26 protein-coding genes are annotated in these 25,850 nt (G+C 71.3%); 10 read left to right on the top strand and 16 right to left on the bottom strand.

Annotated elements, in window-relative coordinates; genetic code table 11:
* Window positions 1-17 precede the first annotated feature (17 nt).
* The 3 genes from KOI35_RS21895 to KOI35_RS21885 all read left to right on the top strand — a co-directional run bounded on the left by KOI35_RS21895 (window position 18) and on the right by KOI35_RS21885 (window position 2,411).
* Window positions 18-1,307, top strand: coding sequence for a M17 family metallopeptidase (locus KOI35_RS21895; RefSeq protein WP_215789344.1), 1,290 nt, complete (start codon window positions 18-20; stop codon window positions 1,305-1,307).
* 140 nt (window positions 1,308-1,447) lie between these two features.
* Window positions 1,448-1,885 (top strand): DUF6924 domain-containing protein, encoded by a 438-nt coding sequence (locus KOI35_RS21890; protein WP_215789343.1) that lies wholly within the window; start codon window positions 1,448-1,450, stop codon window positions 1,883-1,885.
* A 10-nt stretch (window positions 1,886-1,895) separates the two neighbouring features.
* Window positions 1,896-2,411: a P-loop nucleotide/nucleoside kinase family protein gene (locus tag KOI35_RS21885; RefSeq protein ID WP_215789342.1), complete on the top strand. Its 516-nt coding sequence runs from the start codon at window positions 1,896-1,898 to the stop codon at window positions 2,409-2,411.
* A 27-nt stretch (window positions 2,412-2,438) separates the two neighbouring features.
* Here KOI35_RS21885 and KOI35_RS21880 read toward each other — a convergent pair whose 3' ends face one another.
* The 4 genes from KOI35_RS21880 to KOI35_RS21865 all read right to left on the bottom strand — a co-directional run bounded on the left by KOI35_RS21880 (window position 2,439) and on the right by KOI35_RS21865 (window position 4,330).
* On the bottom strand, window positions 2,439-2,687 hold the full coding sequence (locus KOI35_RS21880) for a hypothetical protein (RefSeq protein ID WP_215789341.1): 249 nt from the start codon (window positions 2,685-2,687) through the stop codon (window positions 2,439-2,441).
* A gap of 22 nt (window positions 2,688-2,709) precedes the next feature.
* Entirely contained in the window at window positions 2,710-3,198 is a 489-nt protein-coding gene (locus KOI35_RS21875; RefSeq protein WP_215789340.1) for a hypothetical protein, read from the bottom strand.
* Window positions 3,199-3,293: 95 nt separating this feature from the next.
* Entirely contained in the window at window positions 3,294-3,635 is a 342-nt protein-coding gene (locus KOI35_RS21870) for a hypothetical protein (protein WP_215789339.1), read from the bottom strand.
* Window positions 3,636-3,721: 86 nt separating this feature from the next.
* Window positions 3,722-4,330: an SRPBCC family protein gene (locus tag KOI35_RS21865; RefSeq protein WP_215789338.1), complete on the bottom strand. Its 609-nt coding sequence runs from the start codon at window positions 4,328-4,330 to the stop codon at window positions 3,722-3,724.
* Between the two features lie 106 nt (window positions 4,331-4,436).
* Between KOI35_RS21865 and KOI35_RS21860 the strand changes: the two genes are divergently transcribed.
* Entirely contained in the window at window positions 4,437-5,078 is a 642-nt protein-coding gene (locus tag KOI35_RS21860; RefSeq protein ID WP_215789337.1) for a TetR/AcrR family transcriptional regulator, read from the top strand.
* On the opposite strand, the gene KOI35_RS21855 is transcribed toward KOI35_RS21860, so the two are convergent.
* On the bottom strand, window positions 5,065-5,778 hold the full coding sequence (locus tag KOI35_RS21855) for an SDR family oxidoreductase (protein ID WP_215789336.1): 714 nt from the start codon (window positions 5,776-5,778) through the stop codon (window positions 5,065-5,067). The genes KOI35_RS21860 and KOI35_RS21855 overlap by 14 nt on opposite strands.
* Window positions 5,779-5,861: 83 nt before the next feature.
* Here KOI35_RS21855 and KOI35_RS21850 point away from each other — a divergent pair, with 83 nt between their 5' ends.
* Window positions 5,862-6,677 carry a LysR family transcriptional regulator gene (locus KOI35_RS21850; RefSeq protein WP_215789335.1) on the top strand — a complete coding sequence of 272 codons (816 nt, stop codon included), beginning with the start codon at window positions 5,862-5,864 and terminating at the stop codon, window positions 6,675-6,677.
* Here the strand turns inward: KOI35_RS21850 and KOI35_RS21845 are convergent.
* Window positions 6,674-7,471 (bottom strand): SDR family NAD(P)-dependent oxidoreductase, encoded by a 798-nt coding sequence (locus KOI35_RS21845; protein ID WP_215789334.1) that lies wholly within the window; start codon window positions 7,469-7,471, stop codon window positions 6,674-6,676. The genes KOI35_RS21850 and KOI35_RS21845 overlap by 4 nt on opposite strands.
* A gap of 70 nt (window positions 7,472-7,541) precedes the next feature.
* Between KOI35_RS21845 and KOI35_RS21840 the strand changes: the two genes are divergently transcribed.
* Entirely contained in the window at window positions 7,542-8,540 is a 999-nt protein-coding gene (locus tag KOI35_RS21840) for a LysR family transcriptional regulator (RefSeq protein ID WP_215789333.1), read from the top strand.
* Window positions 8,541-8,875: 335 nt separating this feature from the next.
* Here KOI35_RS21840 and KOI35_RS21835 read toward each other — a convergent pair whose 3' ends face one another.
* Window positions 8,876-9,757 carry an SDR family oxidoreductase gene (locus KOI35_RS21835; protein WP_215789332.1) on the bottom strand — a complete coding sequence of 294 codons (882 nt, stop codon included), beginning with the start codon at window positions 9,755-9,757 and terminating at the stop codon, window positions 8,876-8,878.
* An 83-nt stretch (window positions 9,758-9,840) separates the two neighbouring features.
* On the opposite strand from KOI35_RS21835, the gene KOI35_RS21830 reads away from it, so the two are divergent.
* Window positions 9,841-10,497, top strand: a complete 657-nt coding sequence (locus KOI35_RS21830) for a TetR/AcrR family transcriptional regulator (RefSeq protein ID WP_215789331.1) — start codon at window positions 9,841-9,843, stop codon at window positions 10,495-10,497.
* Here the strand turns inward: KOI35_RS21830 and KOI35_RS21825 are convergent.
* From KOI35_RS21825 to KOI35_RS21795, 7 genes are read right to left on the bottom strand one after another with little or no spacing between them, the layout of a single operon-like run.
* The gene (locus tag KOI35_RS21825) at window positions 10,486-12,048 is read right to left on the bottom strand and encodes a helix-turn-helix domain-containing protein (protein WP_215789330.1); all 1,563 of its coding nucleotides are present in this window, start codon (window positions 12,046-12,048) and stop codon (window positions 10,486-10,488) included. The two genes, KOI35_RS21830 and KOI35_RS21825, sit on opposite strands and share 12 nt — an antisense overlap.
* Entirely contained in the window at window positions 12,045-13,151 is a 1,107-nt protein-coding gene (locus tag KOI35_RS21820; RefSeq protein WP_215789329.1) for a DUF917 domain-containing protein, read from the bottom strand. The genes KOI35_RS21825 and KOI35_RS21820 overlap by 4 nt, the downstream gene beginning before the upstream one ends.
* 58 nt (window positions 13,152-13,209) lie before the next feature.
* A complete protein-coding gene (locus KOI35_RS21815) occupies window positions 13,210-14,463 on the bottom strand; it encodes a hydantoinase/oxoprolinase N-terminal domain-containing protein (RefSeq protein ID WP_215789328.1) in 1,254 nt (417 codons plus the stop codon).
* 28 nt (window positions 14,464-14,491) lie between these two features.
* Window positions 14,492-15,484 (bottom strand): ABC transporter permease, encoded by a 993-nt coding sequence (locus KOI35_RS21810; RefSeq protein ID WP_246613454.1) that lies wholly within the window; start codon window positions 15,482-15,484, stop codon window positions 14,492-14,494.
* Window positions 15,481-16,995 (bottom strand): sugar ABC transporter ATP-binding protein, encoded by a 1,515-nt coding sequence (locus tag KOI35_RS21805; protein ID WP_215789327.1) that lies wholly within the window; start codon window positions 16,993-16,995, stop codon window positions 15,481-15,483. The genes KOI35_RS21810 and KOI35_RS21805 overlap by 4 nt, the downstream gene beginning before the upstream one ends.
* 55 nt (window positions 16,996-17,050) lie before the next feature.
* Window positions 17,051-18,070: a sugar ABC transporter substrate-binding protein gene (locus KOI35_RS21800; RefSeq protein ID WP_308121109.1), complete on the bottom strand. Its 1,020-nt coding sequence runs from the start codon at window positions 18,068-18,070 to the stop codon at window positions 17,051-17,053.
* Entirely contained in the window at window positions 18,067-18,402 is a 336-nt protein-coding gene (locus KOI35_RS21795) for an antibiotic biosynthesis monooxygenase family protein (protein ID WP_215789326.1), read from the bottom strand. The genes KOI35_RS21800 and KOI35_RS21795 overlap by 4 nt, the downstream gene beginning before the upstream one ends.
* Before the next feature lie 326 nt (window positions 18,403-18,728).
* Between KOI35_RS21795 and KOI35_RS21790 the strand changes: the two genes are divergently transcribed.
* The 3 genes from KOI35_RS21790 to KOI35_RS21780 are packed head-to-tail and all read left to right on the top strand — an operon-like array spanning window position 18,729 to window position 23,646.
* A complete protein-coding gene (locus tag KOI35_RS21790; RefSeq protein ID WP_215789325.1) occupies window positions 18,729-20,771 on the top strand; it encodes a hydantoinase/oxoprolinase family protein in 2,043 nt (680 codons plus the stop codon).
* Window positions 20,768-22,462: a hydantoinase B/oxoprolinase family protein gene (locus KOI35_RS21785; RefSeq protein ID WP_215789324.1), complete on the top strand. Its 1,695-nt coding sequence runs from the start codon at window positions 20,768-20,770 to the stop codon at window positions 22,460-22,462. The genes KOI35_RS21790 and KOI35_RS21785 overlap by 4 nt, the downstream gene beginning before the upstream one ends.
* Complete coding sequence (locus KOI35_RS21780; RefSeq protein ID WP_215789323.1) at window positions 22,459-23,646, top strand: metal-dependent hydrolase family protein; 1,188 nt, start codon at window positions 22,459-22,461, stop codon at window positions 23,644-23,646. Before KOI35_RS21785 ends, KOI35_RS21780 begins: the two co-directional genes overlap by 4 nt.
* A gap of 51 nt (window positions 23,647-23,697) precedes the next feature.
* Here the strand turns inward: KOI35_RS21780 and KOI35_RS21775 are convergent, their stop codons facing one another.
* Entirely contained in the window at window positions 23,698-24,786 is a 1,089-nt protein-coding gene (locus tag KOI35_RS21775) for a DUF2510 domain-containing protein (protein WP_215789322.1), read from the bottom strand.
* Window positions 24,787-24,931: 145 nt separating this feature from the next.
* Window positions 24,932-25,837: an NAD(+)/NADH kinase gene (locus tag KOI35_RS21770; protein ID WP_246613453.1), complete on the bottom strand. Its 906-nt coding sequence runs from the start codon at window positions 25,835-25,837 to the stop codon at window positions 24,932-24,934.
* Window positions 25,838-25,850: the final 13 nt, after the last annotated feature.

Below are 25,850 nucleotides of genomic sequence, written 5' to 3'. Positions count from 1 at the left end.
ACCCCTCGGGAGGCACTGTGACCAGCATCGATAGGCCGCGCGGCCGGAACCGTGCCGAAGAGATCTCGGCCGCCGCCGACGCGGTGGTCACCGGCACCGGACCCGTTTCGGTCTCGGTCGGCACCGCTTCCCGACTTGTCCGATTTGTCGAGGAGGGGGACGTACCGCTCGGTCCCTCGCCCACAGTCGAGTCCGCCCGGGACGCCGCCACCAAGGCCGGCGCCCGGATCCGCACCGGCACGATCGGCGTCGAGGCGCCGGCCCACCTGATCACGCCGATCGTCGACGGCCTGATCACCGGCATGGACAGCGGCACGCTGTACGTCGACGAGCCCCAGCTCCCGGCCGCGCTGCGAGGCGCACTGGCCGCCGACGTCGCCCGCCTGGCCCGCCTGCTGGTCAGCGCCCCCGCCAACGTCCTCACCCCGAGCGCCGCCGCCGCGTGGGCCGGCCAGATCGCCGAGAACGCCGGCCTGACCTGCACGGTGCTCGGTCCCGACGAGGTGGCCGCTCAGGGCTTCGGCGGCCTGGCCGCGATCGGCGGCGGCTCCCCCGACGGCCCCTACCTGGTCACCCTCGATCACCTGCCGGAGGCCGGCCCGCCCGAGGTCGCCCTGGTCGGCAAGGGCATCACCTTCGACAGCGGCGGCCTGTCGCTCAAGTCGCCCGCCGCCATGCAGAGCATGCGCCTCGACGTGGCCGGCGCCGCGACCGTGCTGGCCGTGATGGCCGGCCTCCGTCGCGCCGGTTGCACGATCCCCGTCCGCGCGGTGCTCCCCTTCGCCGAGAATCTGCCCGGCCCCGGAGCCGCCCGTCCCGGCGACGTCGTCACCGCCTGGAACGGCACCGAGATCCAGATCCTGGACACCGATTTCGAGGGCCGGGTGATCCTGGCCGACGCGCTCGCCCTGGCCGCCGACGCCGCCCCGCGCCTGCTGATCGACCTGGCCACCCTGACCTACCAGGCCGAGATCGCGCTGGGCCCCGACATCGCCGCCGTCCTGGGCCGCGACGACACCGCCGTCACCCAGCTGCTCGCCGCCGGAGCCAACGCCGGCGAGCCCCTGTGGCGCCTCCCCCTGGACGAGCGTTACCGCGCCCAGATCCTCACCTCGTACGGCGTCCGCAACCACCCTCTGCACGACTCCGGCCGAGCCATCACCGCCGCGCTGTTCCTGGGCGAGTTCGTCCCCCGCGACATCCCGTGGGCCCACGTCGACATGACCGGTCCGGCCTGGAAAGGCGACGCCTCCGTCGACGGCGCCACCGGTTTCGGCGCGCGCACCCTTTTGGAGCTTCTGACGTAATTTCTTCCCGTACGCCACGTCGACCGCGACAACCGCACCATTGAGGTCCCCGAGTCTCGCCACCCTGCGTGCGACGCAAGGCCGTAGCGCCCGACCGGGATGTTCCCGACGGCTGGGCACAACGGTCTACGGTCGGCGGCGTGAACGACGTCGCATTCGTCATCCGCACCGACTTCGAGCACCCGCGGGAGTGGCTGCGCCTCCAGGCAGCAATCGCCGAACCTCAGACCGAGGACGGCTTCCTCGCCCACGTCGAGTTCGTCGACGACCCGGTCCACGACGGTCTCACCGCACCGGGACTGCTGGCGATGTTCCCGCCGGAGTCGGACCACTCGTTCGCCTTCCTCGCCGACACCCGGGCACTGACACATCCCGATCAGCCGATCCTCGTCGTCAACCTCTTCGACTACGAGGAGGAGCGGCCCGATCGGGGCCGTGGCCCGCACTACGGCACCACTTTCCGGGTCGTGCCGTCCGAGATGTGGTCGGTGCAGAACAACCTGTCGATCGCGAACATGGACTGGGCCGAGTTCGCCGACAACGTCGACATCGACGGCGTCTTCCGCGGTTTCGGTTAGGGAGGCCCCGGTGGTGGACGCGCTCGTCCTCGTCAACGGCCTGCCCGGCTCCGGAAAGACGACGCTGGCCGGCCCGCTCGCCGCCGCCCTGCGGTTTCCGCTGGTGAGCAAGGACGCCATCAAGGAGTCGATGTCGCGCGCGGTCCCCGGGCTGCCACCACGGGCCTACGGCATCGCCGCCGCGGAGGCGATGTGGAACCTGGCCACCGCCACGCCCGGAGGGCTCGTGCTGGAGTCGTGGTGGTTCAAGCCGCGCGACCTGGACTACGTCACGGCCGGCCGGGCCCGGTGCGGCAACCCTCTGACGGTCGAGGTGTGGTGCGACGTCCCGCCCGACCTGGCGCTGTCCCGCTACCGCGACCGTCGGAGGAGCGCGCTGTACCAGGACGACCGCAAGCTAGGCGACTCCTGGCCGCGCTGGGCCGCCGAGGCAGAGCCGCTGTGGCCGGGCGCCATCTCGATCCGGACCGACAGCCCGGTCGACGTCAGCGCCTTGGCCGAAGCGATCAGCGAGCAACTCCGCTGATCCGCCACACATCGCTGCGGCGTGCGCCTATGCCAGGCCCAGCTTGTCCGGGAGGGCTCGCACCCAGGCGCCGTTGCCGGGAGCCTCGCGATCCTGCGCGGCGGCGATGCGGGCCAGCGCCTGGTCGAACGCCGTGCGCTCCTCCGGGGTCATCTGACCGAGCCGGTCGGCGATCTCTTCGAGCGCGTTGATCGCCAGATGTTCGTGCGAGTAGAGCTGGAGAAAGTCCTCCAATGCGGCCACCGCCGACAACAGCGCCTCGACAACCCGGTCCATGCCGACTCCCTTCGCCGGATGATCATGCATCGCCGGGGGCGAAGTTCCAATGCGCCGGAAGGTCGGTGTCGCAGAGCGCGCAGGTGAAGTCGTGGTCGCGGACGAGGTTGCGCTCGCCGCAGGCCGGGCAGAGGCGGAAGACGACCTGGTCGGTGAAGCCGCCCGGATGCGGGACGTCCAGCCGGTCGAGCGCCTCGGCCACCGCGGGCCAGCAGTCGGGATCCGGGCAGTAGCCGGTGGACTGGTTGGTCACCGCCACGACGGACGGCCCCGGACCAAAGGTCATCTCGCCCGCGGCCAGCACCTCGTGACCGCCGGCGAGGGCGACGTGCTCGCTGTGCCGCGACGCGAGCCGGAGTTGCCCGTCCGGCGCGACCACGAACGTGCACGGCCCGGCATCCACCCACCCGGCCAGCATCGCGAGCGTCTCCACCCGCATCGCGTCCCCGGTCGCGGGCGAGTCACGCAGCTCCGCGGGGCCGACATACCGATAGTGGCGCCGCGCTCGCATGTTCCCGAACCTAGGTACGCGCCCGGCCCACGTCGACCGAGTTCCGCACGCGCCGCAGCCGCCGGCTGGGATCCAGCACGGCGGCGCGGGGTGGGTCAGGCGGGATTCGCGGCCGAGCGGGAACTGCGGCGCAGCACGTGACAGGCGATCGCGGTGGCTGCGGCCGTGGCGATGATCAGGGTGGCCGTCGCGGGGTGCAGGTCTTTGGAGAGACTCGGGGCCCGGTCGGGCAGGGCGGCCCACAGGATCAGCGCGGTGGCGTAGACCGCGGCCAGGGCGACGGCCCACCAGCGCAAGGCGTGGAGACGGGCGTCGCGCAGCACGGTGATCAGGACGATCAGCACCGGGATCAGCGCGACCATCGCGAACTGGCCGACGACCAGCACAGGGACGGACCAGGCGGAAATGGCTACAGAACGAGCACTGGGGAGCGGCATGACTTCTCCTTGGTCGAATCGTGGCAGGCGGGGTGAGGTGCGGTCGCTGAGGCGAGGACAAGGGCCGGGCGGAAGGTGGAAGGGGGTCAGCAGGACGCTTCGGCCTTGGTCTTGAGCTCGGTCAGCCACGTCTCGAGGCCGGCTCCCAGGTAGGCGGTGGAGGTGGGCACGTCGGCCTCGACCTGGGCACCGGTCCAGGTCTCCTCGGTGCGGACCAGGACGCCGCCGCGCACCCTGGTGAAGGTCCAGACGTGGGTGCCGTTGTCGATGCTCAGGCCCTCGCCGATCGCGGGGCCGGTCCAGCGCAGGCAGCGCTCCTGCTTCACCTGCTGGACGGTCGACGTGATGACCAGCGTCGTGGCGGGCGTGGTGGGCGTCTCGGGGACCGGCGTGGTCCAGCGGAACTGCGAGCCGGGGCGCAGCTTGCCGTGGTCCAGGCGCTTGTTGGTGAGGACCGCCTGCTGCCAGGACGGCCAGCGCTCGACGTCGGTCTGCAGCTTCCAGATGGTGTGCAGCGGGGCGTTGATCACGGTCTCGGTGCGGTAGCGGATCTTCGCGGCCGGGTCGACGCCTTCACCGGCGCACCGAACCGGAGCCGGAGCGGCCGAAGCGGAAGCCGGGGCGGCCATACCGGCGACGGCCGTGGCGGCGATCAGGGCGGCGGAAACACCGGCGCGAACAGCAAGTCCAGACATGTCAGGTCTCCCTCTCGGCAGCAGCCGAGTTATCTCGGCTCGCTTGAGTTACACCCTATAACCGAGGACGAGTGACCGTCAATAAGTAAAGTGATAGCCTGTAACGGTGAGTACAGCCGAGACGACCGGGCCCCGCGAGCGCTACCGCGCGCAGGTGCAGGCGGAGATCAAGCAGCACGCCTGGGAACAGCTCGCCGCCGACGGCGTGGCCGCCCTGTCACTCAAGGCCATCGCCAAGCGCATGGGCATGAGCGGGCCGGCGCTCTACCGCTACTACGCGAGCCGCGACGAGCTGATCACGGCGCTGATCCGGGACGCCTACCGCAGCTTGGCCGACACCGTACGGGCCGCTCATCAGTCCGGCGCGGATCTCGGCGGGCTCGCTCACGCCGTACGGGAATGGGCCTTGGAAGATCCTCAGCGTTATCTGTTGATCTATGGCACGCCCGTGCCCGGATATCACGCGCCGGCCGACACCACGGCCATCTCGAACGAGGTCATGACCGTGCTGATCGCCGCCTCTCGCCGAGCCGCGAACTCGGGACGGCCGATCGAGGCTCATCTCGCCCAGCACCGGCACTGGGCGGACGACCGGTCGGCACCGGCCGCCGCCCTGCGTCAGGCCCTGGCCTTCTGGACCAGGGTGCACGGCGTGCTGTCGCTCGAACTGGCCGGCCACTTCGCCGGCATGGGGTTCGACCCCGCTCAGCTGTTCGACGACGAGGTGGCGACGCTCACCAGGGGATGACGCCGTCGTCGTCGGTGAACGTGCCGGTCGGCCCGCCATCGGGCAGGGTCGCCAACCGGATCGGGGTGGCGGCGGCCTCCGCGGCCGGCCGTCCGACCGAACCGGTGAAATCGGTCGCCACCAGTCCGGGGCAGGCCAGGTTGACCAGGATGCCGGTGCCCGCCAGCTGCCGCGCGTAGTGCACGGTGACGGCGTTCAGATAGGACTTGGCCGGCGCGTAGGCGGCCATGATCGGACCGACCTCCACCGCCGGGTCGGACTGCCAGGTCAGCGAGCTCACGCTGCTGGACACGTTGACGATGCGCGGCGACGGCGAGCGCCGCAGCAACGGCAGCATCGCGTTGGTCACCCGGATCACCCCGTAGACGTTGGTGTCCACGACCCGGCGCACCACGTCGAGGTCGAGCGTGGCCGGGTCCTGTTCCCAGCCCGGCCCGAACTCCCCCGATATCCCGGCGTTGTTCACGAGCACGTCCAGGCCGTCGAGGGTCGCCGCCGCCGCGGCCACGCTCCGGTCGTCGGTGACGTCGAGTTCGAGCGCGAACGCGTCGGCCCCGGCCGCCCGCAACGACTTCACCGCCGCCTCCCCGCGGGCCCGGTCGCGCGCGCCCACCGCCACCCGGTAGCCCAGTGCTCCCAGCCCGGCCGCGATCTCGTACCCGAGTCCCTTGTTCGCGCCGGTCACCAATGCAGTAGTCATGCCGCCGATGGTGGCCCGGCCGCCGGGTGAGGCGTGACACCGATCCGGTTCGGCGGTGATACCCGGTGAGTATCGTCGGGGGCGTGGAGACCCGCGAGCTGCGCTACTTCGTCACGGTCGCCGAGGAGCTGCACTTCGGGCGGGCGGCGGAACGGCTCGGCATGGCCCAGCCGCCCCTGTCCCGGGCGATCCAGCAGCTCGAGCGGCGGCTCGGCGTCACCCTGCTGGAACGCGACCGGCGCGGCGTCGCCCTCACCGGCGCCGGCCGGGTGCTGCTCGACGAGGCCCGCACGCTGCTCGACGGCGTCGAGGCGGCCACCCGCCGCACCCGCCGGGCCGCGACCGGGCCCGACCGCCTGACGCTCGCCACCAAGGCCGGCGCCAACCACAACCTGCTGCAGAAACTGCTCGACGCCCACCCCGGCGAGGTCGAGGTGGTGCTGTGCGGCATGGGCGACCAGACCCGGATGCTGCGCGACGGCCGCGCCGACGTGGCCCTGATGCAGCGGCCGTTCGACGCGCTGGGCGGGTTCGACACCGAAGACCTGCTGACCGAGCAGCAGGTCGCCGTCCTGCCCGCGGAGCACCCCCTCGCCGCCCGTGGGTCGCTGACCATGGCCGACCTGGGCGGGCTGCCGGTCGGGCGCTGGCCCCGCCAGGACGGCACCTACGAGCCGGGTCCCGGTCCCGAGATCCACGACCTGTCCCAGCTGGCCCAGCTGATCGCCCTCGGGCACACCATGGCCGTCATCTGCGCCTCGTCCCGGTCGTGGCTGTGGAGCGCGCACAAGGCCGTCCCGCTGACCGACGCGCCCCACGTGACCACGGTCCTCGCCTGGCCCGCGAACAGCCGCTCCCGAGCCGTCGCCGCCCTCGTGCGGACGGCGACCGGGCTCTAGAACGCGGCGACCGACACCGGCTGCCAGTCGCGCCATTCGCGCAGGCGGTCCTGGTAGATCTGCTCGATCTGCGGGAACACGCGGCCCAGGATGAGGCGCCGCGGCGGCTCCTCGGCGTCGACCAATTCCAGAATCGCGGGCTTGGTGGCAGCCGGATCGCCGATCTCGAAGTCGGGTGCGGTTGTCGCGCGGGTTTCCTCGTACGCGGGAAGGGTCTTGCTCTGTCTCGAACCCCGCGAAAGCCAGTCGGTCGCGTAGGGGCCGGGCTCGACGCAGGTCACCCGGATGCCGAAGCCGGCGACCTCCTGCGCGAGGGCGTCCGACAGGCCCTCGAGAGCCCACTTCGAGGCGTGATAGGAGCCGATTCCCGCGTACGCGCGGACGCCGCCCTCGCTCGTGACCTGCAGGATGTGCCCGCCGCCCTGACGACGCAGCACCGGGAGGACGGCCTGGGTCACCCACACGGCGCCGAAGAAGTTGGTCTCCAGTTGCTGCCGGAGTTCGCGCTCGGTCACCTCCTCGACCATGCCGAAGTGGCCGTAACCGGCGTTGTTGACGACGACGTCGAGGCGCCCGAACCGTTGCACCGCCAGGCCGACGGCCGCGAAGACGCCCTCACGGTCGGTGACGTCGAGTTCGAGCGGCAGCACGGCGTCGCCGAAACGCTCGACGAGATCGTGCAGCGACTCGAGCTTGCGGGCGGTGGCGACCACGCGATCGCCGCGTTCGAGGGCGGCCTCGGCCCAGAGCCGGCCGAAGCCGCTGGATGTGCCGGTGATGAACCAGATCTTCATACGGCCGAGTCTGCGCGCGTCCGAGCCATGCCGGTAGCGAATGATCGTCAGGTCAGGTATTCCTGTACGGATGAGCTTGGACGTGCACCCGCAACTTCTGCGCGCGCTGCGGGCGGTGCTGGACACGGGCTCGCTGACCGCGGCGTCGGAACAGCTCGGGTTCACCCAGTCGGCGTTGTCGAAGCAGATCGCGGCCCTCGAGGCGGCGGCCGGCACGCAACTGTTCCGCCGCGGGCCGCGCGGTGTCGAACCGACCGAGGCCGCCACCCGGCTGGCGGCGCGGGCGGCCACCGTCCTCGATCAGCTCGACGCCGCACGGCGCGAGCTCGACGGGCTCGCGGCGCCGTTGGGTGGGCGGGTTGCGCTGGGCGGCTTCCCGGCCACGGCGCTCCGGCTCGTTCCGCAGACGATCGCTCGAGTTCGCGCCGAACATCCCTCGGTCGAGATCGACTTCGGGGAGGCGTCGACTCCGGTGCAGATCCGGCGGCTGCGGAACGGGCGGCTCGACCTGGCGATCCTGGGGTCGGGGTCGGGTCTGCCCGACTGGGATCTGACCGGGATCGAGGTCGAGGAGATGCCGGGCGGGCCGCTGCTGGTGGCGGTCGGTGCGCGGCATCGGCTGGCCGGGATCGGTGGCGGTGTTCCGGCCGGGGTGCGGGCCGGGTCCGGGGTGCGGGCCGGGTCCGAGGTACGGGCCTCGTCTGGGGTGCGGGCCGCGCCGGTCCCGGTGGCGGAACTCGAGCATGAGGACTGGATCGCCGGCCGTGGCGCGCGCGGTGAGCCCCAATTCGGTGCCTGGCCGACGTTGCCGCACCCACGGGTGGTGGCCGAACTGGGCGACTGGTCGGCGCGGCTCGGCTTCGTGGCGGCCGGGCTCGGGGTCACCACCGTGCCCAGCCTGGCCGCGGCCGCCGTGCCCGCGGGCGTGGTGTGCGTCGAGGTCGACGATCCGGGGTGGACGGGGCGCTCGATGGTGCTCGCCCGCGTCGGCGCCCTGTCCGAACCGGCGTCGGCCGTGCGGGCGGCCTTACTGCACGAGGCGCGGAAGATCGCTCACACTAGTCAGTGAGTACTCACATCTAGCGCTGGCCCGGCGTGCGCCGAGACAGTAAGTGAGTGCTCACATCCGGCGCTGAGCCGGCGTGCGCCGAGACAGTAAGTGAGTACTCACATCCGGCGCTGAGCCGGCGTGCGCCAAGACAGTAAGTGAGTACTCACATCCGGCGCTGAGCCGGCGTGCGCCAAGACAGTAAGTGAGTACTCACATCCGGCGCTGAGCCGGCGTGCGCCGACACAGTAAGTGAGTACTCACATCCGGAGGCCACTCATCCCAGCGCAGTAAGTGAGCACTCACATCCAGGCGCGGCCGAACGCCGGACACGATCGAGCGCCCGACGCGGTCGATCAAGGCTGGATGTTCTCCAGGTCGTCGAGCAGGGACGGGTGTACCGGCTTCCAGCCCAGCGTCTCCTGGGTATATGCGCTCGACGCGGGCTGGTCGGCGGCGAAGATCGGACCGAGCGGCCCGTACGTCTCCGCCGGCACCGGCTCGACCGGCAGGCCCAGCCGGCGGCCGATGACGGCGGCGATGTCGCGTACGGCGTCGCCCTCGTCGGCCACCGCGTGCCATGAGGTGCCGGCCGGCGCCTGCTCCAGGGCGAGCCGGAACAGGACCGCCGCGTCGAGGGCGTGCACGGCCGGCCAGCGCTGGGTGCCGTCGCCCGCGTAACCGGAGACTCCGGACTGCCGGGCGATGCCGGTCAGCAGGCCGGCGAACCCGCCGTCACCGTTGTTGTGGACTGTGCGGGGCATGCGAACGGCCGAGCTGCGGACGCCCCGCGACGCCAGGTCGAGCACTCCCATGACGGCGCGGCCGCGACCGCCGACCGGGCCGTCGGTCGGCACCGGGTCGGACTCGGTGGAGGCGCGGCCGGGGATCCACGGCGTGCCGGAGACGACGACGTAGGGGCGGTCGCTGCCGACGAGTGCGGACCCGAGCGTCGCCACGGCCGCGTTCTCCTCGCTCACGGCGCGGGCCAGGGCGTCGGGGCCGCTGAAGTCGTTGGCGAAGGCCAGGTGGATCACGCCGTCGGCCCGTTCGGCCCCGGCGCGCAGCACGTCGAGGTCGGCCAGCCCGCCGCGGATCGGCTCGGCGCCGCCGGCTGAGGCGGCGGCCGCGGAGGTGTCGGAGCGGGCGAGCGCGAGCACGGTGTGGCCGTGGGCGAGGAGTTCGGCGGTGACGGCCGACCCGATCAGGCCGGTTCCGCCGGTGATGAAGACGCGCATGAAAACCCCTAAGGCGATGGGACTCTTGTCCCGTCACGCTACCACGATGACGGGACAAGAGTCCCGTCACTATGATGGGCGGCATGGCTCGTTGGGAACCGGGAGCGCGTGAGCGGCTCGTCGTCGCGGCCGTCGACCTGTTCGCCGAGCAGGGCTACGACGCCACCACGGTCGCGCAGATCGCCGAGCGGGCCGGGGTCACCAAGAGCACGTTCTTCCGGCACTTCCCCGACAAGCGCGAGCTGCTCGTGGCCGGGCAGGAGACGCTGAGCCGGCTGCTGAGCGAGGGCATCGCGGCGGCCCCCGAGGGCACCAGCCCGCTCGACATGGTGGCCGCCGGTCTGGTCAACGTGTCGGGCGCGATGGGACCGGTGAACCGCGATCTCGGGCCGCGCATCAAGGCCGCCGTGGCCGCCAGCACCGAGTTGCAGGAACGGGACGCGTTGAAGACGGTGAGCCTCGCCGCCGCGATCAAAACCGCGCTCGTCACGCGCGGCGTGCCCGACGTGACCGCGGCCCTGGCCGGCGAGCTGGGAGTGCTGGCCTTCAAACGCGGCTTCACCGAGTGGTCCGAAAACGAGCGGTCGGAAAACGAGCGGTCGGAAAACGAGCGATCCGAGAACGAGCGCACCGGCAACGAGCAGCCGGAGAAGGAAAACGAGCAGCCGGAGAAGGAACTCGCGCCGTACACGTTGCGCGCCCTCGAAGAGTTGCGGGCGGCCAGCGCCTCACTCGGCTGACGAGCCAGAGCCAGAGCCAGAACCAGAGCTAGAGCTAGCGCCGGAGCCCGCGCCCCACAGCGAAGTAAGCGCGTAACACAGAACATGCAGGGCCAGCCGCTGCCCGGGCTCGTCATAGGTGAGCCCGAACTGCCGGGCCCGCGCCAACCGGGCCAGCACAGTATTGCGATGCACCCCGAGCTGCTGCGAAGCCTGCGAGAGCGACCCGCCCGCATCCAGCACGGCCAGCACCGTCTGCACCAGGGCGGCCCGGTCGCGGGCGGCCATCAGCTCCTCCAGGCACAGGTCGGCCACCTGGGCGATCTCGGTGGTGGGTAGCCAGGCCAGCGCCGCGTTCGCGCCCACCTGGTCGAACCACTGCACCGCCCCGGGTCCGCCCTCGCGGGCCACGTGGGCCGCCAGCCGGGCCTCGGCCACCGAGCGCATCAGCCCGCCGACCCCGGGGTGGGCCCGGCCCACGCCGATCACCAGCCGGTGGGCCACGGCCGAGTCGCGGAAGGCGACCAGCCCGCGGCGCAGCGCGGCCACGTCGGACGGGTCGGTGCCGCTGTGCCAGGAGATCCAGCCGTCGCCCTCGGCGACCAGCGGCCACGTGGTGTGGCCGCGCTGCCAGGAGGCCCGGATCAGAAAAGTGATCTCGGGGGCGGGTTCGCCGGACGGGCGTACGGGAGCAAGCCACACCGCCCGATTGGCCTCGCCGACCTGCCAGCCCAGCTCGCCGGCCCAGCTGGGCACCTCGACCTCGGGCAGCTCCGAGGATTCCGGCGGGGTTTCCAAAGCCAAGCGGCGCAACAAGCCGAAGGCGGCCTGCTCGTGGGAGGCCCGAGTGGCCGCGTCGAGCCGGCTGTGCGCCCACGCGGCCTGCAACGACGGGCGGGCCAGGCGCAGCAGCGACTCCACCTGGTCGAGCGCGGCCGGACCGGGCACCGGCACCGCGGCCACCAGGCGGGCGGCCGACCGCTCCCCCGGCGCGTGCACCTCGACCTCGATCTGGCGCACGGAGGGCCGCTCGGTCAGGGCCGCGGCCTGCCCGGCGATCACCGCGCCACCGATCACCAGCGCCACCGGCACCTGGTTGAGCTCACGGTTGAGCACGCCGAGCACGCCCCGGATGCCGGTCTGCTCGGCCAGCAGTTCGGCCACCCGGGCCTGGCGCAGCGCGCGGGCCGCGGCCGGGGCGCTGACCTGCCCGGCCAGCCGCAGGGCGACGTCGACCGTGTCCTCGTCGATGATGATCAGCGACATGTGCAGCCGCTCGGCCAGGGCGACGCTGGAGTTCTCGGCCACGTCGCGGGAGACGACCACCGCCGACAGGTTGCGCTCCCAGGCCAGGTGCAGGGCCGCGGCCAGCGACCAGCCCCCGGTGGCGGCCTCGTTGTGCAGCACCACCAGCACGTGCGGGGTGCAGCGGCGCAGCCGGTCGAAGTTCTCGGCCAGCACGACCTGCTCGACCTTGCGGGCCGGGTCGGCCAGGTGCGTCTCGGCCCCGGACAGCGGCTGGATGCGGGCCAGCTCGCCCAGCGTGATGGGCAGGGTGGAGGGGATCCTCATCGTTGCCTCGGGTGGGCCAGGGGGATGCCGTGCGAACCCATGCCGACCATCTCCATGCCGCGGGGTGAGTACCAGATCGCGTCGGCCGGGGTGACCAGCACGTCGATGACGTCGCCCGGTTCCAGGCTGTCCAGCGTGGCCAGGGCTCCGCGGGACACGTCGAGCAGGCACATCAGGTCGGGGGCGCCGGCGATCAGGGCGCCGTCGGCGAACACGGCCACGATCTCGCTGCGCAGCTCGATGCGCAGCTGCCGGCCGAGTCCGCCGATCTCGTCGACGACCACGCTCGACGGGTGGGCCGGGATGGTGACGTCGCTGGGCCGGCTCAGGTGTTCGAGCTCGGCGATGCGCCCGCGGGCCAGGCGGCGGCATCCGGTGATCGCGCCGAGCCGGGTGACGAGCAGATCCGGGTCCGTACGGTCGAGGAGCAACCGCCCCACATTGGTGATCCGGGAGACCGTACCGGGAAGGGCCGCTCGCCGGAGCACACCGGCCGTGGTCGGATAGGCCGCCAGCGCCGCCCAGCCGCCCACCGTGTCGACGTTCGCGCGCAGCATCCGGTCGGCCCGCGGCCCGGCCGGCACCTCGACCAGCACGCTCTCACCGGTCGGCCCGACCGCGGCCAGCGGCGTCGGCGACACCCCGGACAGATGCATGGCGGTGTGGTGGATCAACGCGAACGTACGGCCCATGCCGTCCGCGTCGAGCAGCGGCACCCGCAGCTGGGCCGCGGTCACCACGGCCACGAGGGCGCTGATGGTGGCCGCGGCGAGCGGATAGACGGCGCCGAAGCGGACCCGCTGCAACCGCTCGATCTGCTGGACGGCCAGCACGAACTCGTCGCCCGCCGGGGGCAGGTCGGCCATGGCCGAACCCGAGCCGAGCACGCACACCGACACGCAGGGGGTCTCCGGCGGCACGCCCTCGACCTTGAGCAGCGGCACCGGGCCGTTGCGGTCGAGCAGCCCGGCCAGCCAGGAGATGACCGACGAGCGGTTGGCGTCGCCGCCCGCGGGTGAATAGAACTTCGCCCCCTCGTAGAACGCGGGCACGTCCTCGGCGGTGATCGACGAGCTGGCCCCGACGTAACCGGTCTGCGTCATGGCCGGCCCGGCCCGGAGCCGGGCGAAGTCGCGCCGGGCGAAGCATTGCCGGGCGAAGTCATCGCCGGGCCAGTGAGGTGTCGGGGGAACCGGCCACCCGGACCCGGACCCGTACGGTGCCGGACGGGCTGTAGGGCAGGGCGACGGTCGAGATCTCGGCGACGTGCGTGGTGCCGGGCGCGGCGCCGTTGGCCATGACCATCGCCGTGGCCCGTTCCTCGGCGTCGCGGCGTACGTGTTCGAGCTGGTCGGCCGACTCGATGAAGGCGACCTCGTCGAGCCACGAGGCGGGCTGGCTGATCGCCGCGCCGACGCAGGCCAGCACATGGGGCGGCTGCTCGGGCTGCAGGTAGAGGGAGCTTTCCTCGGGACCGGCGGTGAGCACGGCCATCGGGACGACCAGTTCGGTGCCGATGCCGGCCGGCTCGTCGGGCCGCACGACGGCCAGGCCGTGGCGCACCTCGCCGGCCAACCGCCGTCCGCCGCGCGGCAGCAGCACCCGGCAGTCGTCGAGCCGGGCCAGATGGGCGGCGCCGCACAGCTCGAGGGCCTCGGTCGCGCCGAAGGCCACGACCGGGGTGACCCGGATGCGCGACGGGGTGCTGTAGCCGCCGTCGCCGCGGGCCACCCGCAGTTCGAGCGAGCCGGGCAGCCGGGCCAGGGTGCGTTCGCAGCGGTCGAGGAGGCGTTCGGTGAGGGCGGTCAGCGCGCAGTCGATCACCACGGTCGCCTCCCGCGCGACCAGGCCTTGACCGCCGTAGTCGTGGGCCACCGAGATGCGGGCGCCGGGCACCGCGGCCAGGATGGCGTCGGCCACCTCGCGCTCGTGGGCGGGCCGGGCCTGGGAGCCGGCCCCGACCACGGCCACGTGCCGGATGCCGCTGGCGGCCAGCTCGGAACAGACCGTGGCCAGCCCGGCGTGGTCGAGCGGGCACAGCTCGTTGCCGAGCAGGTCGTGCCCGCCGGCCACGGTCCAGCGGTGGGCGATCCGCCGCTCGACGAGCTCGGCCGGTGACCGGCCCAGCGCCGGGTCGGTGGCCGGACGCGGGACGATCCGCACCACGGCCACCGGGGGCACCTCGGCCTCGGGCCGTACGAGGGTGTCGTAGAGCAGCGGGGCCAGGTCGACGGTGACCGCGCCGGCCCCGCCCGGAGCGCGCAGGGCGATCGCCGCCGCGGCCGAGATCACACCCTCCAGGTCGGCGCGGGCCGGGGCAACGGGCTCGACCACATCGACGGTCGTGCCCGTCACCACCGCCGCGTACGCCCGGTGCGGCCGCAGCGTCACCCCGATGTGCGCCTGAGCAGGCATTTCTTGATCTTACTCGCCGAAAAAGGGGCTAGCGGGTCCGCTTGCGGAGCCAGCGGTCCATGGTCACGGCGAACAGGATGAGCAGGCCCTGCAGCACCTGCTGATAGATGGTGTCCCAGCCCAGCAGGTTGAAGCCGTTGCCGATCAGGGTCAGCAGCAGCGCGCCGACGATGGCCCGCCAGATCGCGCCCTCGCCGCCGAGGATGCTGGTGCCGCCGACCACGGCGGCCGCGATCGCGGTCAGCTCGGTGCCGGTCGCCATGCTCGACTGGGCCGAGCCGGCCCGGGAGGCCAGGATGAGCCCGGCCAGCGCCGAGCACACACCGCTGATCATGAACGCGGTGACGTGGATCGACCCGACCCGGATGCCGGAGAGCCGGGCCGCCTCGGCGTTGCCGCCCACCGCGTACAGGCGGCGGCCGAAGGTGGTGCGGGCGACGACGACCGCCAGGATCGCCACCACTACCACGAACATGATGGTGGCCGAGGTCAGGCCGAACAGCGAGGGCCAGGTCAGCATGCCGAAGGTCTCGGCCGCGTCGGTCATCGGGTAGACGATCGCGCCGGCCGTCACCACAACCGCCAGACCGCGGTAGACCATGCTGGTCGCGAGCGTGCCGACGAACGAGTTGACGCCGCTGCGCACGACCACGGTGCCGGTGACGAAGCCGAGCAGGGCGCCGACCACGACGGCCGCCAGCATGCCGACATAGACGTCGGTGGCCCGGCCGACCTGCACGCCGATGATCGCCGAGAGGGCGAGCGTGGCGCTGGCCGTCAGGTCGAAGACGCCGCTGATGATGCAGATGGTCGCGCCCGCGGCCAGCAGGCCGATCACGGCCGTCTGGTCGAGCAGGTTGACCAGGTTGCCGGTGGTCAGGAACGTGTCGGTGCTGAGCGACAGCGCGATCACGATGATGACGAGCGCGGCCACGATGCCGTAGTCGCGCATCCGGAACGCGAGCCGCGACATGTTGCCGGACCCCGGCGCCGCGGTTTTTACCAAGGTGTCGACGCTCAACTCTCTTCTCCTTCGGAATGGTCGCCGAACGCGGCCGCGATGACGACCTCCGGGGTGGTTCCGCGCGGGTACTCGCCGACCGGCTCGCCGTGCCGCAGCACGAGCACCCGGTGCGAGAGCGCGAGCAGTTCCTCGATCTCACTCGAGACGCACACGACGGCGAGGCCGTCGGCGGCGAGCCCGGTGATCAGGTGGTGGATCTGGGTCTTGGCGGCGACGTCCACGCCGCGGGTGGGCTCGTCGATGAGCAGCACCTTGGGCTTGCGCAGCAGCCACTTGGCGAACAGCGCCTTCTGCTGGTTGCCGCCGGACAGCGTCTCGATCGGCGCCTCCGGGTTGGCCGCGCGGATGTCGACCGACTTGCTGATGTCGCCGACCGCCGACTTCTCGGCCGGGCGCTTGACGAACGGGCCGGCCCGGCGCCCGGAGAGCGACGACAGGGCCACGTTCTCGGCCACCGAACGCACCATGACCAGGCCCTGCTCCTTGCGCGACTCGGGCACCATCGCCACCCCGGCCGCCATCGCGGCTCGCGGGGTGTGCTGGGCCAGGGCCACGCCGTCGATCTCGACGACTCCCTCGACCGGCCGGTCGGCGCCGAACAGCAGCCGCAGCGTCTCGGTGCGCCCGCTGCCGACCAGCCCGGCGATGCCGAGGATCTCGCCCGCCCGCACCTCCAGGTCGACCCCGTTGACCAGGCCACGCTTGAGCCCGCGGGCCGACAGGATCACCGGCGCGCCGGCGGGCACCTCGGGCGGGTCCGGATAGAGCACGTCGATCTCGCGGCCGACCATATGCCCGACCAGTTCCCGGGGTGACGTTTCCGAGGCTTTTCCCGTACGGATGAGAGCCCCGTCGCGCAACACGGTGATCCGGTCCGCGACCGACAGCACCTCCTCCAGGAAGTGCGACACGAGAATGATCGTGGTGCCACCGGCGGCCAGTTTGCGGATGAGCGCGAGCAGGTTGTCCTTCTCGTGCTCGGCCAGCACCGCCGTCGGCTCGTCCATGGCGATCACCCGGGCGCCCCGGGCCAGCGACCGCAGGATCTCGACCTGCTGCTGCACGCCGATCGGGAGCCGGTCGACCCGCTCGTCCGGGTCCACGGTGAAGCCGGTGACCTCGAGCAGCTCGGCCAGCCGCTTGCGGTCCGAGCGGGCGCTGACCAGTCCGCCCCGGTGCGACCAGCGGGCCAGGAACACGTTGTCCAGCACCGACAGGGCGGGCACGAGCGCGCCCTCCTGCGAGATCAGGCTGATGCCGTGGGCGATGGCGTCGCGCGGGCTGCCCACGGTGACCTGCTCGCCGTCGAAGCTGAGCGTGCCGGCGTCGGCCCGGATCGCCCCGCCCAGGATCTTGAGCAGGGTGCTCTTGCCGGCCCCGTTCTCGCCGACCAGCCCGTGCACCTCGCCCGGCGTGATGTCCAGGTCGATGTCGTGCAGGACGGTGACGCCGCTGTAGGTCTTGCCGACGCCGCGCACCGCGATCGACGGCGCTTTCTGACTGCTCATCAGGCCTCCTTGACGCACGAAGGGCGCCGGGGAGATTCCCCGGCGCCCGCCGCTGTCAGTCCGAGTAGTCCGCCGTCTTGCCGGCCAGCGCTTCCTTGGTACCGAGGCAGTTGTAGTCGGTGAGCGCCTCGCACGCCACGGTAGAGTCCGGAACGGTCTCGCCGCGGGCCTTCTTGATTCCCAGCTCGGCCGCCTTGGCGCCCTCGGCCTTCTCGGGCAGGGCGTAGGTGGCGTACCAGGTGCCCTTGTTGACGTAGTCGTAGGCCTGCGTCGAGTTGCCGTTGCCGACGAACGAAATCTTCTTGCCGGCCGCGAGCGGGGTCGCGCCCGCGATGGCCTGGGACGAGCCGATCACCACGTTGACGTCCGGGTGGGCCTGCAGCAGGTTCTGCATGGCGGCCCGGCCGCTGTCCGGGGTGTAACCGCCGACGAAGTTCGAGATGACCTCACCGGCGCCGCCGGCCTTGAGGGCGTCGACCGCGGCCTTGGTGCGGGCCGTGTCCAGCGGGTAGTTCGCGAAGCCCTGCAGGTAGGCCACCTTGCAGCCGCTGTCGACGACCGTATTGCAGGCCTCCAGGCCCAGCTTGGCCAGGCCCTCGCCGTTGACCGTGGGCGGGTCGATGATGTTGATCGTGCCCGGCACCTGCGGGGCGGCGGTGTCGTACTTGCCCCCGACCGGGGTGAACTCGACGACCACGGTGATGCCGGCCGCGACCGCCTGCTTGATCGGGTTGACCATCGCGGTGCCGTCGTTGGCCTGCACGATCACGATGTCGTAGCGCTTGGAGGTGACCGCGTCCTGCAGCTGGTTGACCTGCGTCGGCCCGTCGAAGTTCGAGTCGAGGAAGGTCGCCTCGGCGTTGTTGGCGTTCGCGTACTCCTGCACGCCGGCCCAGGTGGCCTGGGCGAACGAGTTCGCCTTGGCGAAGCCGAAGAAGCCGATGTTGAGCTTCTTGTCGGCCGGGGCGGCGCTGGCCGCGGTGCCGGCCGAGTCGCTGTTGTTGGGGTTACTGCACGCGGTCAGCGCTACCGTGGCGGCCAGACCGACCGCCAGGAGTCGAGCAACTCGTATCACTGGTGCTCCTCTTTACTAAGCAAGGTCTCGACGAGCTCGAACACTCCGCCAACGAGTGGCTCGTCGTCAGGTTTGTCCAGCAGTGCGAAGAGCCCCTCGGACAAAGAGGCCCGCCACGGGTTGTCGACCCAGTTCTGGTAGTCCGCGGCCGTGTCCCAGTCAGCGATGACCAGGTGGGTCGCGGGGCTGTCGTCGACGGATCGCAACAGTTCGGCAGCGCGGCAGCCGGGGAACGCCCGGGCCACCTCCAGAATCCGCTGATCCGCGTAGAAGGCCTCGAGCTTCTCGCCGAGGCCGGCGGCTGCTCGAAGGGTGAGGACGCTGCGGACCATCAGGACCTCCCGTTGTCTCGGGGGTTGGAGTTGGCAAATGCTGACCGTGAGGGTTCCGCCACCGATGTGCGCCCAGCACAGCCGCGGCCCGCGACGCTGTGCAGCGCCCGTTGACGAGCCGTTCACAGCGCCGGGTAGCGCGACCGGCACTGATTGACACCTCGGAAACGGCTATGACAGTTTCGGCATCTCGCCGCGCCAACCGGCGACGACCATCCGGCTGACCTGCCCGTCCGGACAACGGGCTTCGTCTGTCAGCTCTCACTCCCGCCTTCTTTTTGCAGTGGCCCGGCCCTGCGCGGGAACAGGCGAAAGGCGAACTCACGATGACCAGCAACAGCCGCGTCGCGATCGACGTCGGCGGCACCTTCACCGACGTCGTGGAGCTGTCGCCGGAGACCGGCGAGATCCGGTTCGGGAAGGTGCCGACCACCCCGTCCCAGCCGACCGCGGGCGTTCTCGACGCCTTCGGCACGACCGAGGCCCCGATGGGCGAGGTCGGCATGTTCACCCACGGCACCACGCTCGGGCTCAACGCCCTGCTGACCCGCACCGGCGCCCGGACCGCAGTGATCGGCACGGCCGGCTTCCGGGACGTGTACCTGCTGGGCCGTACCGACCGGCGCACCAACTACGACATCACCTACCGGCCGCCGCCGGCCCTGGTCGAGCGGTACGACACGTTCGAGGTGCCCGAGCGCAGCCTGTTCGACGGTTCGGTGCACCTGCCGCTCGACGAGGACGCCGCCCGCCAGGTCGCGGCCACGATCGCCGAGCGCGGGTACGACTCGGTGGCGGTGGCCTTCCTGCACGCGTACGCCAATCCGGCCCACGAACTGCGGATGCGCGAGATCCTCCACGAGGTCGCGCCCGACGTCGTCGTCACCATCTCGCACGAGCTGTCCCGCGAGTACCGCGAGTACGAGCGCACCAGCACCGCCGTGCTCGACGCGTACGTCAAGCCGATCGTGCGCCGCTACCTCGAGCGGCTCGAGGGCGAACTGGCCGGCGGCGGGTTCACCGGCCGGTTCCTGATGACCCGCTCCGGCGGCGGCGCGATGACCGCCAGCTCGGCCCGGGAACAGCCGGTCAGCCTGATCCTGAGCGGCCCGGCCGGCGGCGTGATCGGCGCCGGCGTGTTCGGCGAGCTGATCGAGCAGCCCAACCTGATCACCATCGACATGGGCGGCACCAGCCTGGACGCGTCCCTGGTGATCGACGGCGAGCCGGTGCTGCACCAGGGCGCCGAGTTCGAGGGCCTGCCGATCAACACGCCGTCGCTCTACATCCACACCATCGGCGCGGGCGGCGGCTCGATCGCCTGGCTCGACGACGCGGGCGCGCTGCAGGTCGGCCCGCAGAGTGCCGGCGCCGACCCGGGCCCGGCCTCGTACGGCCGCGGCGGCACCCAGCCCACGTTCACCGACGCCGCGCTGGCGGTCGGCTACATGGGCACCACGGCGGCCCTCGGCGGCCGGCTCAGCCTCGACGACAAGCTGGCCCTGGGCGCGCTCGAGCCCCTCGCGGCCAAGCTCGACATGACCGCGCTGGCCCTGGCCCGCGGCATGATCCGGATCTCCACCACCAAGATCATGGGCGCCGTCCGGGCCATCACGGTCGAGGTCGGCCGCGACCCCAAGGACTTCGCGCTGCTGTCCTTCGGCGGCGGGGGCGGCCTGGTCGCCGTCGACGTCGCGCACGAACTCGGCATCCCGACCGTCATCGTCCCGCCCGGCCAGGGTGCTTTCTCGGCCTTCGGCATGCTGTTCGCCGACGTCCAGCACGATTTCGCCCGTACGTCGGTCATCCCTCTCGCCGAGCTGAACTCCCCCGCCGTCGAGGCCGGCTACACCGAGATGGCTCTCGAGGCGGCCGACGCGCTGGCCGCCGAGGGCTTCGCGGCCGAGGCCCAGCTGCTGACCCGCAGCGTCGACGTGCGCTACGCGGGCCAGGAGCACACGGTGACCGTGCCGGTGCCGGACGGCGCCGACAACCTCGCGAGCATCGTCGAACAGGAATTCACCGAGCTGCACGAACGTCAGTACGGCCACGTGATGGACGACCCGATCGAGGTCACCACGCTGCGGCTGCGCGCCACCGGCCAGGTCGAGAAGCCGACCCTGCCCAAGCTGGCCGCCCGCGAGTCCGGCGCCGTCGAGGCCGAGGGCACCCGGAACGTGTACGTGTCGGCCGAGCAGCCCGCCGTTCCGTACGCCCTCTACACCCGCGAGGAGCTGCTGGCCGGGGACGAGATCTCCGGACCGGCCGTCATCCACGAACACACCGCCACGACCGTCATCCACGCCGGCGACGAGGTGCGCGTGGGTTCGTACGGCGAAATGGTCATCACCGTGAAGGGGTCCCTGTGAGCACCGTCGACTCGATCACCATCGAGGTCATCCGGCACGGCCTGCTGGCCGCGGCCGAGGAGATGGCCCGCAACCTGTGCCGCACGGCCTACAACACGGTCGTCTACGAGATTCACGACTACGGCATCGGGATCCACGACGCGAACGGCGACGTGGTGGCCGACGCGCCCGGCATCGCGGTGTTCACCCGGGGCAACGACGCCGGTATCAAGAAGGCGGTCGAGTTCCTCGGCGTCGAGAAGCTGCTGCCGGGCGACGTCTTCATCATCAACTACCCGTACTGGTCGTCCGCGCACACCCTCGACCCGCTGGTGTTCGCGCCGATCCACAGCGCCGACGGTGACCTGATCGGCTTCGCCTCCTGCCGGATCCACGTGCTGGACCTCAAGCAGAAGGACGCCGGCTACGTCCTCGACTCGACGGACATGTACCAGGAGGGCATCTTCTTCACCGCCGCCAAGCTGTACCGGCAGGGCGAGATGAACGAGGACATCTTCAACGTCGTCCGCTTCAACAGCCGCATGCCCGAGCGCACCATCGGCGACCTGCAGGCCCAGGTGTCGGCCTGCTTCTCGGGCGTCCGGCGCACCCAGGAGATCGCGGCCAAGTACGGCCCGGCCGCGCTGACCGAGGCCATGGCCGCGATCAACGACCACGGCGAGCGGCTGGCCCGGATCGCCCTGGCCAAGCTGCCCAAGGGCACCTGGACCGCGCACGACTTCGTCGACCAGGACGGCGTCGACCTGGACCGCATGATCAAGATGAACGTCACGGTGACCGTCACCGAGGACGAGATGATCGTCGACTGGACCGGCAGCGAGAAGGACGTCCGCGGGCCGATCAACCTGCCCGTCGGTCAGACCGAGGCGTTCTGCAGCCTCATCTTCAAGTCGCTGACCACCCCGGACACTCCCGTCGTGGCGGGCAACTTCCGGCCGCTGCGCGTGATCACCGAGCCCGGCTCGGTCATGCACGCGGTGCCCCCGATGCCGACCTTCACCCTGTGGACCGGCCTGCTCGGCGGCGAGGTCGTGCTCAAGGCGCTGGCCCAGGGCATGCCCGACCTGGTGCCGGCCTGTTCCGGCGGCGACGTGTGCTCGATGATGGGCCTCGGCATCAACCCGCGCAACGGCGAGGCGTGGCTCGAGGCGACCAACGAGGCGGTCGGCTTCGGCGGGCACGCCAACGGTGACGGCGCCGACGGCATCATGCACATCTCGGAGCCGGGCTGCCGCAACAACCCGGTCGAGGTGCTCGAGACCAAGTCGCCGATGTTCATCGAGTCGTACGGCTACCGGCCCGACACCGGTGGCGCCGGCCGCAACCGCGGTGGCGTCGGCGTCCAGCGCTCGTACCGGTTCACCGCCCCGTCGACCGGCATCTGCATCGTCTACAAGACGAAGACCAAGCCGTGGGCGATCGACGGCGGCGGCGAGGGCGACAACAACCACATCGTCCTCAACCCCGGTACTCCCTCCGAAAAGATCACCGGTGGCAGCTACAACCTGCTCGACACGGGCGAGGTGCTGGTCAACAACACCGGCGGTGGCGGCGGTTACGGCAACCCGTTCGAAAGGGACGTGGCGCGCGTTGCGGCCGACGTCCGCAACGGCTTCGTGTCCGTTTCCTCGGCTCTCTCGGAGTACGGCGTCGTGGTCGACCCGGTGACGTTCGAGGCGTCCCGCCCGTGAGCACACTCTCGATCGTCAACGCCACGATCTTCGACGGGGTCTCGGACGACCTCGTCGAAGGCGCGGTGCACATCGCCGACGGCCGGATCACGGCCGTCGGCGGGGCGCCGCAGGCCGCCGACCGCACGATCGACGCCCGCGGCCGAACCGTGCTGCCCGGGCTGATCGACGCGCACTGCCACGCGTACGGCTTCAGCCTCAGCATGCTGGAGATGGAATCGCTGCCGCTCAGCTATGTCGCGCTGATGGCCGCCCGCCGCCTCCGCAACTCGTTGTCGCGCGGCTTCACCACCGTGCGCGACCCCTCGGGCGGTGACGCCGGCCTCGACCGGGCGATCCGCGAGGGCCTGCTGCCGTCGCCGCGCTACCTGTGGACCGGCGCGGCGCTGAGCCAGACCGGCGGCCACGGCGACGTACGCTCGGCCGACTCGGACGTCTGCGGCTGCAACGCCCACACGTGCGAGGTGGTCGACGGCGTCGAGAACCTGCGGGTGGCCGTACGGGAAAGGCTGCGCCGCGGTGCCCACGCCATCAAGATCATGGCCTCCGGCGGGGTGGTGTCGCTGACCGACCCGATCCGCATCCCGCAGTACTCCCCCGAGGAGATCCAGGTGGTCACCGCGGAGGCGGCCCGGCGCGGAAGTTACGTGGCCGCACACGCCTACTCCCCCGAGGCCATCATGCACGCCATCGACAACGGCGTACGCACCATCGAACACGGCAACCTGCTCGACGCCCCCACTGCGGCGGCGATGGCCGCGGCCGGCGCGTTCCTGGTGCCGACGCTGGCGGCGTACGACGCGATGAACCGGCGCGGCGCCTCGGTCGGCATGACGGCGGTCCAGCTGGAGAAGAACGCCGAGGTGCTCGAGTCCGGCCGGCAGGCGGTCAGACACGCCCGCGAGGCGGGGGTCCAGGTCGGTTTTGGTACGGACCTGATGGGCTTCCTGGAGGACGAACAACTCAACGGCCTACGCCTCCAGGTCGAGGTGGACGGCGCCCTGACCGCCCTGAAGTCGGCCACCTCGGTCAACGCGGCCCTGCTGAACCGCCCCGACCTGGGCCGGGTGGCCCCGGACGCCCTGGCCGACCTGCTGATCGTCGACGGCAACCCCCTCGACACGCCGGCCTCCCTGTGGGAGGGCGAGCGCACGGTCATCCAGGCCGGGGTCGAGGTGCTTTAAGACCGTTTTCCCGTACGGCGGTGCCGGTCACCGCCGTACGGGGAACGACGTTCAGCTGCAGAGTGCCGGATCGGCGGGCGGGCTGATGGCGTCGACCGAACCGCCACGCGTGGAGTCGTAGGCATACCACTTGCCGCTGCCGCCGGTGTTTGTCGCGCAGATCCGGTAGGAGTAGGCGGAGGTGGGGACGTAGTAGAGCTGAGTGTTTCCGGACAGCGTGATTGCTCGTGCCGAGCCGTCCAGGGCCAACTGTGGCGTGCTGCCAACGCGGTTGTCGCCGGCCAGCCCGGCGGCCGGATATCGGCCACCCATGTCGGTGTAGTACTGCTCGATCTCGCTGATGGCACCGCGCACGTCGGACTGGGCTGACTTGTCGGCCTGCTGAGCCGTGAGGCCCGCGTCTTCACCCAACCGGCCGGTGACGGGAAGCCCGCAGGATCGCTGCATCTGGCTCAGGTTCTCGACGATGGACAACCCGATGTCGGTCATGCGTCCCGCGGTGGCGATGTCGGCTTTCGCGGTGTCGTCCAGACCGGCACGACTGAACGTCACCATGGATTCCATGGAATCGGCGAAGCCCACGCTGGCATCCTTGAGCTTCCCCGAGAAGACGAGCCGTCCGGCGAGCGTGTGGACGCGCTCAGCCACCGTCTCCATCTTGCCCGGTACGTCCGGCGCATCTCCGCCGGCGCGGACATACGCGTCGTGGTCACCGATGATGTCGCAGAGCTCGGACTTGGCGGAATAGCTGGCTACCGCCGCAACCGCCCCACCGGCCAGCAGAACCACCGCGGCTGCACCCGCGGTGATCGCCACGATTTTCCGCTTCCCGGTCGACGGCGTCCCGTTGTGGAACTCGGGAGTCTGGCCGAGGGCGGTGTACGCCTGGTGCGTCACGGGCTGGACGGGCGGCGGCGCCGGTCGGGCGACGTCGGTCCACTGCTGCCCGTCCCACCAGCGCTGCGCGGAACTGCTGCCGGGATCGGCGTACCAGCCGGCCGGAGCGCTCTGCTGCGACCCAGCAGGATTCTCAGTGCTCGCTGTCGTCTCTCTGGCCACGATGGCCTCGACCGCCGCGGCTGTCAGGCCGAACCGGGCCGCAATCGAACCCGTTGCTTCACCCGAGGCGTAAGCGGCCACGATGGCATCGGTGTGAGACGTCGGAACACTACTCATGAGATCCCTTCGGCGGTCGGCTTGCTGCCACACCAATCGGGCACCGACAGACCGCCCTTAGGGACAGGGAGTAACGCGTACGGGAAATCGGTTTTGATCTCGATCGTCGTCAGAAGCGGGGCAGGCGACCACGGTCGCGCAGGTGTTCGGGGACCAGTTCGATCAGCTGGTCGGGGCGTAGCGGCAGGTCGAGCAGGCTCAGCTTGATGCGGGTTCGCGTGCCGTGGGTGTCGGAGTCGAAGCGGACCACGTTGACCGCGTGGGGGCGCATGCGCAGCACCATGTCGGTGCCCTCGGGAACGGTCAGCGTGACCGCGCCGTCGAGCGACAGGCGGGTCTCGTGCGAAGGGGCGCGCAGCATCACGGTTTCGTCGCCGCCCAGGACGATCGGGCGGGTGATGCCCGACATCGGCGCCACCGGCGTGAGCCCGATCAGTGGGGCCGACGGGCTGATGATCGGGCCGCCGGCCGCGTAGTTGTAGGCGGTCGAGCCCGTCGGTGTGCAGACCACCACCGCGTCGCTGCGGAAGTAGCCGTGGCGGATCTTGTTGATCTCCAGGTCGAGGGAGACCGCGGCCCACGGGGTGGTGGCCGTGAGGACCACGTCGTTGAAGGCCAGCGCCGGGCCGTCGTGGCCGGTCAGTTCGAGGCAGCTGTGCGGTTCCAGGCTGAAGTCGCCGGCGATCAGGCGGTCGAGGGCCTCGGACAGGCCGTCGGGTGTCACTTCGATGAGGAAGCCGATGTTGCCGTGGTTGACGCCCAGCACCGGCGTCGGACGGCCCGCGACCAGACGCATCGCGCCCAGCATGGTGCCGTCGCCGCCCAGGCTGAACACGAAGTCGACCCGGTCGGCGAACTCGTCGTCGGGCATCGGCTCGACACCGATGCGCGCGGCGTCGGCGGGCCGGGCCACCACCCGGATGCCGTGTTCCGACGCGAGCTTCACCACCGTGGACACCGACGCGCTGACGTCGTTGCGGGGATGGACGACGAGACCCAGTACGTGGTTCTTCATGCCCATGACCATG

The sequence above is a fragment of the Paractinoplanes bogorensis genome, assembly GCF_018829635.1.
GTDB lineage: Bacteria > Actinomycetota > Actinomycetes > Mycobacteriales > Micromonosporaceae > Actinoplanes > Actinoplanes bogorensis.
Note: the sequence above shows the minus strand (reverse complement) of the source record. Positions and strands in the feature narration are given on the sequence as shown.